Raw genomic sequence first — 12,916 nt, 5'->3', positions numbered from 1 at the left:
TTATAGAACGGCGGTTTGGACGTCTGGTTAATGTCTATGGTTAACCATTTCCTGCATCATGCGCGAGGGTGTGCGTTGTCGTAGATCTCCAACAGTCTCGCCGTATCGACGCCGGTATAGACCTGTGTGGTGGAGAGGCTGGCATGGCCGAGCAGTTCCTGAATGGTGCGCAGATCCCCACCGCCGGCCAGAAGATGGGTGGCGAAGGAATGGCGCAACGCATGCGGGGTGGCGTTTTCCGGCAGGCCGAAAGCGCCGCGCAGCTTCTGCATTTCACGCTGGATGATGGCAGGCTGAAGCTTGCCGCCGCGTGCCCCGAGGAACATCGGTTCGTCCGCCGACAGGGCATAGGGGCAGAGCTTTTTGTATGTATCGACCGCTTCCGTCACCACTGCGAGCAGCGGCACGATCCGCGTCTTGTTGCCCTTGCCGGTGATGCGCAGGCTGCGCGCGCCGGGTGGGAAATCGGCCGGGGTAAGACCCAGTGCCTCGGAAATGCGCAGGCCACAGCCATAAAGCAGCGACAGAACCGCAGCGTTGCGGGCGGCAATCCAGGGTTCTTCGTTCAACTGTGCCTCGGCCGTGGTGATCTTCAGCGCCTGACGGTCGGTCAGCGGTTTTGGCAGCGATTTCGGCTGTTTTGGCGCGCGCATTGCGGTGGCGCCGGCGGCATTGACAAGGCCTTTTCGCTGAAGGTGGTGCAGTAGGGAGCGCAGACCCGCCAGATGCCGCCCAAGCGACCGCGCGCCGGCGCCCTCCTTGCGTCTATTGGCCAGAAAGGCGCGAAGATCAACGGGGCGCAGATCGGCAATATCGCTTATGGAGGCTGGTTTGCCGATGTAGCCGGTCAGGAACGTCAGGAACTGACGCGTATCGCGCTCATAGGCCTCGACGGTGTTGTCGGAGAGGCGGCGCTCGCCTGCAAGCGCCGTCAGCCAGGCTTGGCGCTCGGCGAGCAGATCGGGTTCGGCGAATGTCAGGATTTCGGTCACGCGGCGCTCCATTCCACAATTCGAAACTATGCGCTTATGGTCAGCATTTGGTTAAGAGGTGGACTTTGCGTGGTGCGCCCACTACATCCGGGCGGTTTCCTTTTTCCTGTCGCCGGGGCATGGTCGCCACATCATGGCAAAAGATTCGTCCGATCTGTTTGGGGCTCTGTTCGACCCGCCGTCGCCCACGCGCACGGTGCCCGTTCTTGTGCCCATGCCGGCGCCCGGGCCCTATAGCTACGCTGTGCCTGAAGATATGGTGGTGGAAACTGGTTCCGTCGTCCAGGTGCCGCTTGGCCCCCGACAGGTGTTTGGCGTGGTGTGGGACGAAACCGGAGAGAAAGCTGTCGATCCGAAGAAGTTACGGCCCATTACCAAGAGTTTCGAGTGCCCGCCCATGAAGACGGAAATGCGCCGCTTCGTGGACTGGGTCGCCGCCTATACGCTTTCTCCGCCCGGCCTCGTGGCACGCATGGCGTTGCGTGCGCCCGCCGCTTTCGATCCCGAACCGATGATCGAGGGGCTGCGGCTGACCGAAGGTAGGCCGGAGCGCCTGACCCCCGCCCGCGAACGGGTGATGGAGCTGGCGGCCGAAGGGCACGGCTGGACGAAGAGCGGGCTTGCCCACGCTGCAGGTGTTTCGAGCAGTGTCATCGACGGGCTTGTCAAACAGGGCGTGTTCGAGACGATATTCCTGCCCGCGCCGCCAGTGGTGCCCGAGCCTGACCCCGATTATGTCGAGCCGCGTCTGGAAGGCCCGCAGAGACAGGCGGCATCGGAGATTCTCGAGGATGTGCGCAAGGGCGGTTTTCACGTCTCGCTCATCGATGGCGTGACCGGCTCCGGCAAGACCGAGGTCTATTTCGAAGCCGTGGCCGAGACGCTCAGGCAAGGCAAGCAGGTCCTCATCCTGCTGCCCGAAATCGCGTTGACGGCGGCGTTTCTGGAGCGTTTTCAGGATCGTTTCGGCGCCAAGCCGGCCGAATGGCATTCGGACCTGTCGCCGCGGATGCGCGAAAAGGTCTGGCGGCAGGCGGTGACCGGCGAGGTGAAGGTGGTGGCTGGGGCACGTTCGGCGCTTTTCCTGCCGTTCGACAATCTTGGTCTCATCATTGTCGATGAAGAGCACGACCCCGCTTACAAGCAGGAAGATCGCGTCTTCTATAATGCCCGCGACATGGCGGTGGTGAGGGCGCGTATCGCCGAATTCCCCGTCGTGCTGGTTTCGGCCACGCCTTCGGTGGAAAGCCAGGTCAACGGCAGTTCGGGGCGTTACAACACCATTCACCTGCATACGCGTTTCGGCGATGCGGCAATGCCCGATCTGCATCTTGTCGATATGCGCCGCCATCCGCCAGAGCGGGGAGGGTTTCTATCTCCCGTTCTGCTGCGCGGAATCGGCAAGACGATCGAGAAGGGCGAGCAGGCGCTGCTGTTCCTCAATCGACGCGGTTATGCGCCGCTGACGCTGTGCCGCGTCTGCGGCCATCGTTTTCAGTGCCCACAATGTTCCAGCTGGCTGGTGGAGCATCGTTTCCGCAATCAGTTGCAGTGCCATCAGTGCGGCCATAATGAGCCGACGCCCGACCATTGCCCGGAATGCGGCACCTTCGATCATCTCGTGGCCTGCGGGCCGGGGGTTGAGCGCATCGCCGAAGAGGTGGAGAAACATTTCCCCGATGCCCGCACCATCGTGCTCTCTTCCGATCTCATGGGCGTCAAGCGGTTGCGGTTGGAGCTGGAGGCGATCGTCAAAGGCGAGGCGGATATCGTCATCGGCACGCAGCTCGTCGCCAAGGGGCATAACTTCCCGCTGATGACGCTCGTTGGCATCGTCGATGCCGATCTCGGCCTTGCCAATGGCGACCCGCGTGCGGCGGAGCGAACCTTCCAGCTGCTTTCGCAGGTGACGGGGCGAGCCGGACGAACGGGGCGCAAGAGCCATGGCCTGCTCCAGACCTATCAGCCGCAGCATCCGGTCATGCAGGCGATCGTCTCCGGTGACGCCTCGGCTTTTTACGAGAGGGAGATAGTGGAGCGCGAAAAGGCTGTCCTGCCGCCCTTCGGACGGCTTGCCTCGATCATCGTCTCAGCCGATACGCGCGCAGAGGCGGAGACACATGCGCGTGGATTGCGGGCTGCGGCCCCGCAGGTAAACGGCATCATGCTGCTTGGCCCGGCGGAAGCGCCGCTCGCGCTCATCCGCGGCCGCCATCGCTTCCGGTTGCTGGTGCACGGGCGACGCAACTCCGACATGCAATCGTTCCTGCGAACGCTTCTGGCAAATGGCCCTAAAGAGCGCGGCAGCGTGCATGTTCAGCTGGATATCGATCCGCAAAGTTTCCTTTGAACTTTAGCAAAGAAGGGCTTTTTCCTGCTGTCATGACCGTGTCATAAGGCCAGCGGGAAACAGAATGATTTGGGGAACGATATGGAGTTTTATTTTCCGACCGAGTTCGGCGAACAATTGGCCTTCGGCGCGGCGGTGGTATCAGCCATCATCGGGCTGTTTTTCATGTTCGCACCCGGCTTGACGCTTCGCGCTTTCGGTCTGCTGCCCGCCGGCGAACGTCGGGATGGCTATGCGCTGGTGCGCTCGTCGCTTGCCGGCTTTTATCTGGGCCTCGGCGCCGCCGCCCTGCTTCTCGCCCAGCCCATGGTCTATCTCGCCTTCGGTGCGGCATTCGGCCTCAGCGTCTTCGGCGGGATACTCTCCATCCTCTCGGATGGTGGCGCAACCATGCGGAATCTCTTACTTCTGGTTGTGCACTTTCTGCTCGCCGCACTCTCGTTGAGCTACGTGTTCGGGCTGGTGTGAAGCCGGGTTTTTACCTTTTGTGCCGCACAGGCACCGCATCCTGAGCGAAATCGGAAAATTTAACGCATTCCCCCTTGCCCAAACGGCGCTTTCCGCTATTACGCGTGTTGCGAGTCCCGGCATCCTATGCTAGACGGACCGCGAAATTGGGAAAAGGCAGGGGGGAATTCCGGTCTTTTTCGGGGAAATTGAAACGATTTCAAGAATTTGATGCGGTGGATCCCCATCGTTGATGGTCTTGGACGATTAGCAGGGAAAAAGTGCCCGTGGCAGAGACCTCCCAGGTAACATCCGGTGTAGCGGAAAGGTATGCGTCGTCGCTTTTCGAGCTTGCTTTGGAAGCGGGTACGGTCGAAGCGGTTCAGGCCGAACTGGACAAGTTTGGCGCACTTCTCGACGAAAGCGACGATTTGAAGCGTCTGGTTGCGAGCCCGGTGTTCTCCGCCGAGGACCAGTTCAAGGCAATCACCGCTATTTGCGAAAAGGCCGGCATCACCGGTCTTGCGCTGAATTTCCTCAAGGTTGTTGCGAATAACCGCCGTCTCTTTGCCGTTCCCGGCATGATCCGCGCCTACCGCACCATTGCTGCCGCCCACCGCGGCGAAATTACCGCCGAGGTCACCTCGGCACATGCGCTCGACGAGGCGCAGGAAACTGAACTGAAGGCGGCGCTGAAGAGCGTTACCGGCAAGGATGTGGCGGTTTCCGTTACCGTCGATCCCTCGATCCTCGGTGGTCTGATCGTCAAGGTCGGCTCCCGCCAGATCGATACGTCTCTTCGCACCAAACTTTCCACCCTTAAGCTTGCACTGAAAGAGGTTGGCTGATGGATATCCGCGCCGCGGAAATTTCCGCAATTCTGAAAGATCAAATCAAAAATTTCGGCAACGAGGCGGAAGTCTCGGAAGTCGGCCAGGTGCTTTCCGTCGGTGACGGTATTGCTCGCGTTTACGGTCTCGACAATGTTCAGGCTGGTGAAATGGTCGAGTTTCCGGGCGGCATCCGCGGCATGGCGCTCAACCTCGAAGCCGACAATGTCGGTGTGGTTATCTTCGGTTCCGACCGTGACATCAAGGAAGGCGACACCGTAAAGCGGACTGGCGCTATCGTTGACGTTCCCGTTGGTCCGGAACTGCTGGGCCGCGTCGTTGACGCGCTCGGTAACCCGATCGACGGCAAGGGCCCGATCAACGCCGCCAAGCGTTCGCGCGTTGACGTCAAGGCTCCCGGCATCATTCCGCGCAAGTCGGTTCACGAGCCGATGTCGACCGGCCTCAAGGCCATCGATGCGCTCATCCCGGTTGGTCGCGGCCAGCGCGAGCTTGTCATCGGCGACCGCCAGACCGGCAAGACCGCAATCATTCTCGACACGATCCTGAACCAGAAGGCCATTCACGACAATGGTCCTGACGGCGACAAGCTCTATTGCGTCTACGTCGCTATCGGTCAGAAGCGTTCGACCGTCGCCCAGTTCGTGAAGGTTCTGGAAGAGCGCGGCGCGCTGCAGTACTCGATCATCGTTGCTGCGACCGCTTCTGATCCGGCTCCGATGCAGTACCTGGCACCGTTTGCCGGTTGCGCCATGGGCGAATATTTCCGCGACAACGGCAAGCACGCCCTCATCGGTTACGACGACCTTTCCAAGCAGGCCGTTGCTTACCGTCAGATGTCGCTTCTGCTGCGCCGTCCTCCGGGCCGCGAAGCTTATCCGGGCGACGTTTTCTACCTCCACTCCCGTCTTCTCGAGCGCGCTGCAAAGCTCTCCGACGAAATGGGCGCCGGCTCGCTGACAGCTCTGCCTGTCATCGAAACCCAGGGTAACGACGTTTCGGCCTTTATTCCGACCAACGTGATCTCGATCACCGACGGCCAGATCTTCCTTGAAACCGACCTGTTCTATCAGGGTATCCGTCCGGCTGTTAACGTCGGTCTGTCGGTTTCGCGCGTTGGCTCTGCCGCCCAGATCAAGGCGATGAAGCAGGTTGCCGGCTCGATCAAGGGTGAACTCGCCCAGTATCGCGAAATGGCCGCCTTCGCCCAGTTCGGTTCGGACCTCGATGCCTCGACGCAGCGCCTGCTAAACCGCGGTGCACGCCTGACCGAACTTCTGAAGCAGCCGCAGTTCTCGCCGCTCAAGACGGAAGAACAGGTTGCGGTGATCTTCGCCGGCGTCAACGGTTACCTCGACAAGGTTCCGGTCGCACAGGTCGGCAAGTTCGAGCAGGGTCTGCTCTCCTACCTCCGGTCGGAAGGCAAGGCGATCCTCGACACCATCCGCACGGAAAAGGCTATCAGCGACGATACCAAGGGCAAGCTCAAGGGCGCTCTTGATAGTTTCGCCAAGTCTTTCTCTTAAATCAGGGCTCTTTTACTCGGACGGATAACGGATGCCTTCACTAAAGGATCTGAAAAACCGCATTGCCTCCGTAAAGGCGACGCAGAAGATTACCAAGGCGATGAAAATGGTCGCCGCGGCGAAGCTTCGGCGCGCCCAGGAAGCTGCGGAGGCCGCCCGGCCTTATTCTCAGCGCATGAGCGCCGTTCTTGCCAACATCGCGAATGCGGTCGAGGCGGACGTTGCTCCGGCGCTGATGACCGGCACCGGCAAGAACGACGTGCATCTGCTCGTCGTCTGCACGGCTGAGCGTGGTCTTTGCGGCGGTTTCAACTCGCAAATCGCCCGTTTTGCCCGCGATCACGCCCGCAAGCTGATTTCGGAAGGCAAGACGGTCAAGATCATCACGGTCGGCAAGAAGGGTTACGACGCCCTGCGTCGCGAATTTGCAGCCAACATCATCGAGCGCATCGAGCTGCGCGACGTGAAGAAGGTTGGTTTCGAAAATGCCGACCAGATCGCCAAGAAGGTGATCTCGCTCTTCAACGCCGGTGAGTTCGATGTCTGCACGCTGATTTATTCGGAATTCAAGTCCGTCATCAGCCAGATCCCGACCGGCCTGCAGCTCATTCCGGCCGCAACGCCCGTTGTGGAAGAGGATGCCGCGACGCAGAACGCCGTCTACGAATATGAGCCTGATGCGGCTTCTATTCTGGAAGACCTTATTCCGCGCAACATTTCGGTTCAGGTTTTCCGGGCTCTGCTCGAAAACGTTGCCGGTGAAATGGGCGCCAAGATGAGCGCGATGGATAACGCAACGCGCAATGCCGGTGAGATGATCAACAAGCTGACGCTGTCCTACAACCGTCAGCGTCAGGCTCAGATCACCAAGGAACTCATTGAAATCATTTCGGGCGCGGAAGCGCTCTGAGGTAAGGAAAGAGGGTAAGGATAATGGCTAAGGCAGCTACCCCCAAGAAAACCGCAGCGGTGAACGGCGCGGGCAAGGTTACCCAGGTTATCGGCGCTGTTGTCGACGTGGCGTTCGAAGGCGAACTGCCTCCGATCCTGAACGCGCTCGAAACCGAGAACAACGGCAACCGCCTGGTTCTGGAAGTCGCGCAGCACCTCGGTGAAAACGTCGTTCGCACGATCGCCATGGACTCGACCGAAGGTCTCGTTCGCGGTCAGAGCGTTTCGAACACCGGCGCTCCGATCTCCGTTCCGGTTGGTCCGGAAACGCTCGGCCGTATCATGAACGTCATCGGCGAGCCGGTTGACGAAGCTGGTCCGATCGTGACCGCTTCCAAGCGCGCCATCCATCAGGACGCTCCTGCTTACGTCGAACAGTCGACCGAAGCACAGATTCTCGTCACCGGCATCAAGGTCGTCGACCTTCTGGCTCCTTACGCCAAGGGTGGTAAGATCGGCCTGTTCGGCGGCGCGGGCGTTGGCAAGACCGTTCTCATCATGGAACTCATCAACAACGTTGCCAAGGCACACGGCGGTTACTCGGTATTCGCTGGCGTTGGTGAGCGTACCCGTGAAGGTAACGACCTCTACCACGAAATGATCGAATCGAACGTCAACAAGCTCGGCGGCGGCGAAGGCTCCAAGGCTGCGCTGGTTTACGGCCAGATGAACGAACCGCCGGGCGCCCGCGCTCGCGTCGCTCTGACCGGTCTGACGATCGCTGAAAACTTCCGCGACGAAGGCCAGGACGTTCTGTTCTTCGTGGACAACATCTTCCGCTTCACGCAGGCTGGTTCGGAAGTGTCGGCTCTGCTCGGCCGTATTCCTTCGGCTGTGGGTTATCAGCCGACGCTGGCAACCGACATGGGCCAGATGCAGGAACGCATCACCACCACGACCAAGGGTTCGATCACCTCGGTTCAGGCCATTTACGTCCCCGCCGACGACTTGACCGACCCGGCTCCTGCTACCTCGTTCGCCCACCTGGACGCCACGACGGTTCTGTCGCGCTCGATCGCTGAAAAGGGCATCTACCCGGCCGTTGACCCGCTCGACTCCACCTCGCGCATGCTCGACCCGATGATCGTCGGCGAAGAACACTATGAAGTGGCTCGTAAGGTTCAGTCGACCCTTCAGCGCTACAAGGCTCTTCAGGACATCATCGCCATCCTCGGCATGGACGAACTGTCGGAAGAAGACAAGCTGACGGTTGCCCGCGCCCGTAAGATCGAGCGCTTCCTGTCGCAGCCGTTCTTCGTTGCCGAAGTCTTCACCGGTTCGCCGGGCAAGCTCGTTGCGCTCGAAGACACGATCAAGGGCTTCAAGGGCTTGGTCAACGGTGAATATGACAGCCTGCCGGAAGCTGCCTTCTACATGGTCGGTTCGATGGAAGAAGCCATTGAAAAGGCCAAGAAGCTGGCTGCCGAGGCTGCCTGATCATGAATTGGCGGGCGCGTGGTTCAGCCGCGCGCCTTGCCGACAATGGTGGCGAAACCGATAAGGCTTTGTCGGCGTTGTAACAGACAAGTCCGTGACGCCCGCGTAATTGAAAAGAAGTGAATAGCCATGGCTGACAGTTTCAAATTCGATCTCGTTTCCCCGGAGCGTCTGCTCGTTTCCGAAACGGTTACGGAAGTCGTCATCCCGGCCACGCTGGGTGAAATGACCGTTCTGGCCAACCATGCGCCGACGATGACCACGATCAAGCCGGGTCTGGTAACGGTGAAATTCGCTTCTGGTGAAACGCATAAATATGTCGTCTTCGGTGGCTTCGCCGATATTCTCCCGACGGGCTGCACGCTTCTTGCCGAATCCGCGGTTTCGGCCGATGACATGTCTCCCGACACGTTGCAGCGTCGCATCGATGCGGCCAAGGCCGAAATCGAAGAAGGCAATCATCACCACGAGCATCTGACGAAGCTTGAAAAGCACCTTTACGAACTGACGAACCTGCATGAGGTTCTCGTCGCTGCTTGAAAGCACCGGGCGGGTTCGAAAGAATGACTGCCCACAAAAAATCCGAACCAGAAAGCGGCCGTCTCGGTCGCTTTTTTTGTTTTGACCTGCTGCTTAACGGGTCAGCGAGTACGATTGCCTTCGTCCTCCTCAACCTGCCCACATAAGCTTCAAAATCACGTTGACCGGGTGCATCAATTATCGCCTACGGACCATGAGTCTAGCAAAGGCGCGCTTCAACGATTGCGTTTCAACCGGGCAGCCTCGGAAACCGATTCCGATTTTCAGAGCTTTCGGTTAGATGTGATATCCCGAAGGAATGCTGCTCGGGTGCGCAACACGAAGCAGATTTGGTGATGGAGGAGTGATCGGCGTGTCGGCAAAAGCGAGCTACAGAGGGGTCGCGAGAACCGCGTTGCGGTCAGGGACCCTGATCGAGGGCGATAGAGCGGTGCCCGAGGAAGTGCCGGTTGCTTTTTCCTATGGTGGCAGCACCCATGCCGTGATGATGGCCAGCCCCGCAGATCTTGTCGATTTTGCAGTCGGATTTAGTCTGACGGAAGGCATCATATCCACACGGGCGGAAATCCGGTCAATCGAGGTGATCGAGGCGGGGCAGGGCTTCGACGTTCAGGTGGATTTGCAGGATGCCAATGCGGATGCGCTCAGGGCGAGACGGCGGCATATGGCAGGCCCTGTCGGCTGCGGTCTTTGTGGCATCGAGTCGATAGAACAGGCGGTCCGAGTGGTCCCGGTCCTGAGCGGCTCTGAACTCTCCCTCTACGGGGATGATATTGTTGCTGCGATGAAAGCACTGAATGAAGCGCAAAGCCTTAATCGCGAAACGAGAGCGGTTCACGGCGCGGGTTTCTACAATCCTAAAAAGGGGCTGCTTGCTGTTCGTGAAGACGTCGGTCGCCATAATGCGCTCGACAAGCTTGCAGGTGCAGTTGTCAATGCAGGCCTGCCGCCGAATGCCGGCATTGTGGTTGTGACCAGCCGCCTGTCGGTAGAAATGGTCCAAAAGACCGCCATCCTTGGCAGTCCCATTCTGGCGGCGATTTCCGCGCCCACCGCGCTCGCCATCGAAACCGCTGAAAGCTCGGGTATCACCCTTGTCGCACTCGTGCGGGGTGAAGATTTTGAGATCTTCACCAGGGCGGATCGTATAATTTTATGACGTAGAGGCCGCCGCTACCGACGGCCTTCAGACTTCAAAGAGACCCTTAGAATTCCGCCCATTCGGCTGCTGCGTTTCCATGAGACCTTGGTAAAGCAGCATATCGCGGTTGCGGCACCGGCAGCCTGGTGAGGACGGCTGGCTTGTCGACGGGGCGTGCGGGTGACGCGTCGTGCGCGATTCTGAACTGCCGCAGCAATTCATGCAGATTTTCCGCTTCTGTAGCGAGCCCGTGGCTGGCGGCGGTGGTTTCTTCTACCATCGCAGCGTTTTTCTGGGTGGCCTGATCCATAACGTTGACGGCCTGATTGATCTCCCTGAGACCGTTCGCCTGTTCGCGGGATGCTTCAACGATGGCCGAGACATTAGTGTCGATCTCGCCCATCTGCGACTGGATGTCCCGCAGGGCGTCGCCGGTTCTGCCCACCAGATCCACGCCGTTGGAGACCTGCTCGCGAGAGGTGTTGATGAGGGATTTGATCTCCTTGGCGGCAACGGCGGATCGCTGTGCGAGTTCCCGGACCTCCTGTGCGACGACGGCGAACCCCTTGCCCGCTTCCCCGGCGCGCGCTGCTTCGACGCCCGCATTGAGGGCCAGAAGATTGGTCTGGAAAGCGATGTCGTCTATAACGCCAATGATATTGGTGATTTCGCCTGAGGACCTCGAAATCGCATCCATGGCGGAAATTGCCTGCTGAACGATGTCGCCGGAATGCTCGGCATGTTCTCTTGTCCGCAGCACCAGTTTACCGGCCTCACCTGCGCGGTGGCTTGCATCGGTTACGGTGGTGGTGATCTCCTCCAGCGCCGCAGCGGTCTCCTCCAGTGAGGCGGCTTGCTGTTCGGTGCGTTGCGAGAGCTGATCGGCGGCGATGCGGATTTCGCCGGATCCGGATGCGATTGTCGAGGCATTGTGTGCGATCGTCTGCATCGTGGCCTGCAGCTTGGCGACGACCTCGTTGAAATCTGCCCGCAGTTTTTCCATGCTGGGCACGAAGCTGTTGTCGAGGCGTTGTACAAGGTCGCCTTCGGCCAGCGCCCGCAGGGCATCTGCAAGCATGCGAATGGCGCTCATGCGCGGTGTGACGTCGGTGGCAAATTTCACCACCTTCACCACTTTACCGGTTTCACCGACAACCGGATTATAGGCGGCCTGGATCCATATTTCTTTGCCGTTCTTCCCGTAGCGGACAAACTCGTCCGAGATGAATTCGCCTGATGCCAGTCGTTGCCAGAAATTTGCATAGGCGGGCGAGGTGGCATAGGCAGGATCACAGAACATGCGGTGGTGCCTGCCCTCGATTTCCTTGAGGTCATAGTTCACCGCAGCGCAGAAGTTTGGATTGGCGGTGATGATCGTACCGTCAGGAAAGAACTCAATGGTGGCTTGCGAGCGGGAGAGCGCCTCCAGTTTGCCCGCATCTTCCGCGGCCGTGATCTTTTTTGCGGTGATATCTGTTGCGATCTTGACCACTTTATAGGGCTTGCCCGAACGGAAAACCGGGTTGTAGGAGGCCTCGATCCAGATCACCGAGCCGTCCTTGCGGATACGGCGGAATTCCCTGGCCTGAAACTCGCCCCGGGCGAGAGAGTCCCAGAATTCCTGATAGGCGCGAGACGCGGCAAGCTCGCTGTCGCAGAATATGCGGTGGTGCTTACCGACGATCTCGGTGAGATCGTAACCCAGTGCCGCGCAGAAATTCTTATTTGCGGTGAGGATATTACCTTTGAGATCGAATTCGATGACCGCCTGCGATCTTGATATCGCATCGAGCATATTTCTACTGTCTGCGCTTTTTCCTAACCCCAGCATTACAAGTCCCCCAAAGTCAGCCCACGGCGCGGCAAGCCGCAAAGAAGATGCGGTCCACGCCATATCACGTTGAACACCGAACAGGTTTTGCCGCCGAAGGCAGCAATGCAGGCACTTCTCTATGTTGGCCCTGGGTCAGGTATCGGCCCGCGTAATAGGCTTACCGGCGCGGTACTGATCTATGGCGTTAATATTAGATATCTATAATATTAAAATGTTCTTATTTAATAAAATGCGTGAAAGAAAAAACAAAACCGCCGGCAGGTGCTCCGGCGGTCTGAATTGTTCCTTATCATTCTTCAGCGAGGCCTGCGCAGACCTTGTCAGGCCGCGAGATCTTCCGCTTCAGTGCCCTTGAACATTTTCGCAAGGTTCAGGAAGCAGATCATGCCATGTTCGTTGGCGATGATCCCTTCGGAATAGGACTTGTCGAAGGAGGCTGAAATTTCGGGAACCGGCTGGACCTGGTTTGCCGGGATCGTCAGAATGTCTGAAACGCGATCCACCAGCATGCCGATGACCATGTTATGCACTTCGGCCACTACGATTGCGCTGCGCTCATTGGCAACGGTGCTTTTCATGCCGAGTTTGTGAGCCAGATCGATGATCGGGATAACAGAGCCGCGCAGGTTCATGACGCCGATGACGTCTTTCGGTGCGTGGGGAATGGGCGTCGAAGGCGCCCAGCCGCGGATTTCGCGAATGGTCGTCGTCTTCACGCAGAATTCCTGATCATGCAGGCGGAATGCGATGATTTCGAGCGTCTCACCGCCAAAATTGGTAGAGTTAATCATTGCCATCAGAATTCTTCCCAATGCTCGCTGTGGAGGCCGGCGCAAGTGCACCGACA

Annotated in this window: 11 protein-coding genes; 8 read left to right on the top strand and 3 right to left on the bottom strand. The window is 59.0% G+C overall.

Annotated features, from left to right (window positions below; genetic code table 11):
* Positions 1-56 precede the first annotated feature (56 nt).
* Positions 57-1,004 carry a tyrosine recombinase XerC gene (locus WA845_RS21660; RefSeq protein ID WP_112553202.1) on the bottom strand — a complete coding sequence of 316 codons (948 nt, stop codon included), beginning with the start codon at positions 1,002-1,004 and terminating at the stop codon, positions 57-59.
* 121 nt (positions 1,005-1,125) lie between these two features.
* Here WA845_RS21660 and WA845_RS21655 point away from each other — a divergent pair, with 121 nt between their 5' ends.
* From WA845_RS21655 to fdhD, 8 genes are all read left to right on the top strand, one after another.
* Positions 1,126-3,342, top strand: a complete 2,217-nt coding sequence (locus tag WA845_RS21655; RefSeq protein ID WP_112553204.1) for a primosomal protein N' — start codon at positions 1,126-1,128, stop codon at positions 3,340-3,342.
* Positions 3,343-3,423: 81 nt separating this feature from the next.
* Positions 3,424-3,810: an AGROH133_08824 family phage infection protein gene (locus WA845_RS21650; RefSeq protein ID WP_004443775.1), complete on the top strand. Its 387-nt coding sequence runs from the start codon at positions 3,424-3,426 to the stop codon at positions 3,808-3,810.
* Between the two features lie 260 nt (positions 3,811-4,070).
* A complete protein-coding gene (locus WA845_RS21645) occupies positions 4,071-4,637 on the top strand; it encodes a F0F1 ATP synthase subunit delta (protein ID WP_337322572.1) in 567 nt (188 codons plus the stop codon).
* A complete protein-coding gene (gene atpA, locus WA845_RS21640) occupies positions 4,637-6,166 on the top strand; it encodes a F0F1 ATP synthase subunit alpha (RefSeq protein ID WP_004443771.1) in 1,530 nt (509 codons plus the stop codon). Before WA845_RS21645 ends, atpA begins: the two co-directional genes overlap by 1 nt.
* Before the next feature lie 31 nt (positions 6,167-6,197).
* A complete protein-coding gene (locus tag WA845_RS21635; RefSeq protein WP_004443770.1) occupies positions 6,198-7,076 on the top strand; it encodes a F0F1 ATP synthase subunit gamma in 879 nt (292 codons plus the stop codon).
* 23 nt (positions 7,077-7,099) lie between these two features.
* Entirely contained in the window at positions 7,100-8,554 is a 1,455-nt protein-coding gene (gene atpD / locus WA845_RS21630) for a F0F1 ATP synthase subunit beta (RefSeq protein ID WP_004443768.1), read from the top strand.
* A 129-nt stretch (positions 8,555-8,683) separates the two neighbouring features.
* Positions 8,684-9,094, top strand: a complete 411-nt coding sequence (locus WA845_RS21625) for a F0F1 ATP synthase subunit epsilon (RefSeq protein ID WP_004443766.1) — start codon at positions 8,684-8,686, stop codon at positions 9,092-9,094.
* A 343-nt stretch (positions 9,095-9,437) separates the two neighbouring features.
* On the top strand, positions 9,438-10,253 hold the full coding sequence (fdhD, locus tag WA845_RS21620) for a formate dehydrogenase accessory sulfurtransferase FdhD (protein ID WP_112553208.1): 816 nt from the start codon (positions 9,438-9,440) through the stop codon (positions 10,251-10,253).
* 46 nt (positions 10,254-10,299) lie between these two features.
* Here the strand turns inward: fdhD and WA845_RS21615 are convergent, their stop codons facing one another.
* Both WA845_RS21615 and WA845_RS21610 read right to left on the bottom strand, forming a co-directional pair.
* Positions 10,300-12,066 carry a methyl-accepting chemotaxis protein gene (locus tag WA845_RS21615; protein WP_112553210.1) on the bottom strand — a complete coding sequence of 589 codons (1,767 nt, stop codon included), beginning with the start codon at positions 12,064-12,066 and terminating at the stop codon, positions 10,300-10,302.
* Between the two features lie 323 nt (positions 12,067-12,389).
* Complete coding sequence (locus WA845_RS21610) at positions 12,390-12,866, bottom strand: chemotaxis protein CheW (protein ID WP_003504949.1); 477 nt, start codon at positions 12,864-12,866, stop codon at positions 12,390-12,392.
* Positions 12,867-12,916 lie beyond the last annotated feature (50 nt).

Source organism: Agrobacterium sp. CMT1 (assembly GCF_037203725.1).
In the GTDB taxonomy this organism is placed as follows: Bacteria; Pseudomonadota; Alphaproteobacteria; order Rhizobiales; family Rhizobiaceae; genus Agrobacterium; species Agrobacterium pusense.
This window is presented reverse-complemented; position numbering and strand designations above follow the sequence as displayed.